The 891-nt window shown below is 58.4% G+C and carries 1 protein-coding gene; it reads right to left on the bottom strand.

Features of this window, described 5'->3' with window-relative positions; translation table 11 throughout:
* Positions 1–184: 184 nt before the first annotated feature.
* Positions 185–508 (bottom strand): hypothetical protein, encoded by a 324-nt coding sequence (locus IEW22_RS19825; protein WP_188589126.1) that lies wholly within the window; start codon positions 506–508, stop codon positions 185–187.
* Between the last annotated feature and the right edge of the window lie 383 nt (positions 509–891).

Raw genomic sequence — 891 nt, 5'->3', positions numbered from 1 at the left:
GTCGCGGAACTCCTGGGGATAGGGCTTGGGCACAGCTGGCATCCTTCCAGGCCGCCCGGCAGGGCAAGCCAGATCAGATGTCACCTACTCGTGCACCAGCCCCATCGCTTGGTCAATGTGCATGACACCATTGTTTCTCTCTGGGCGTAGATCGATGTCGAGTGAGTGGGTCTGCCCGATAAGGCTAGGATCCCCGTTCCGCCGCTGTGAGCGCGCGTGCTAGCGCGCCACGTAGCTCGTCAAAGTGGGTGTTGACTTCGTGCATCGTCTCCGGTGGTCTTGGCTTCAAAACAATGTCCGTGTAGGCGCGGCCGATTGACTGGAGTCGACGTCGTGCCTCGGCCGCCGCCTCGGGGGGACTGGGACCGTCGTCGGTGATCCCGGCTTCTCCCGCCTTTGCTGCGGAGCGTAAGCCTTGAAGCGCTGTTCGCTCGCCGTGTTGCTCGAGGAGGTCGATGATCTGCTCAAGCAAGGAGACTGCGCGGCGGATCTGGTCGATTGCATTCACTGTCGGAATGCTGCCGGTCGGGCGTACACCAGTGTCTGAGCGCCGTCACTGTCTAACCTTGGGTTCAAGATGACCACCTACAGTTCCGGCAAGGATGCTGAACGTACATTATTCTAGTGCGTGAGATGCCTGTCTACGAGCACGGGGTTGATAGCCCTTCAATGTTCGAGAACCGATTCGGCATTAGTCGACTTGAGTTGTCGCAGTCGCCTCACGACGAGCGGGATTTGGTATCGGTCGCCGTAGTGCTGAACAAATAGGGTCTCGTCTACTTTAGTCGCAATACCGTTCAGTTAAGGTTACATGCGTGTAGTTTTAGGTGTATGCCTCGTGCTGGGTGGGTGAAGCCGGAGTCGGATCGTCGGTTGTCGGATGTGGTGTCG

The organism is Gordonia jinhuaensis (genome assembly GCF_014639795.1).
Classification (GTDB): domain Bacteria; phylum Actinomycetota; class Actinomycetes; order Mycobacteriales; family Mycobacteriaceae; genus Gordonia_B; species Gordonia_B jinhuaensis.
Note: the sequence above shows the minus strand (reverse complement) of the source record. Positions and strands in the feature narration are given on the sequence as shown.